This window comes from Lysinibacillus boronitolerans JCM 21713 = 10a = NBRC 103108 (assembly GCF_000772935.1).
Taxonomy (GTDB): Bacteria; Bacillota; Bacilli; order Bacillales_A; family Planococcaceae; genus Lysinibacillus; species Lysinibacillus boronitolerans.
The window spans coordinates 1-368 of sequence record NZ_JPVR01000016.1; the positions used below are offsets into that span (position 1 = coordinate 1).

A 368-nucleotide genomic window follows, 5' to 3' on the forward strand; every position below is an offset into this window, starting at 1 on the left:
CCAGCTTCTTTTGTTAATAAAGCTGAGAATTCATGTTTACGACGACGGATAATCGCTGCTGCTTTGAAAAGAACGTCTGCACGAATGGCTGGATCAACTTTTTTCCACGTTTTGAATGTTTCATCTGCCGCTTGCATCGCTTTTTCAGCTAAATCTTTGCTCGCTTTTGACACGCGACCAATGACTTCTGTTTTCTTTGCAGGATTGTACGAAACGATTTTATCTTCTGTTGTAATGCGTTCACCACCGATAATGAGTGGGTAGTCTTGACCTAAGTAACCTTCAACTTTATTTAAAGCCTCTACATAAGCATTGTAGTTTGCCTCTTGTGAAAAATCTGTGAATGGTTCGTGTTTGTATGGAATCAT

The 368-nt window shown here is 39.7% G+C and carries 1 protein-coding gene; it reads right to left on the reverse strand.

All coding sequences use genetic code 11. The features are described 5' to 3' along the window. A partial coding sequence (locus CD31_RS00075; protein ID WP_036074752.1) for an aldehyde dehydrogenase family protein occupies window positions 1-368 on the reverse strand: 368 nt, incomplete at both ends.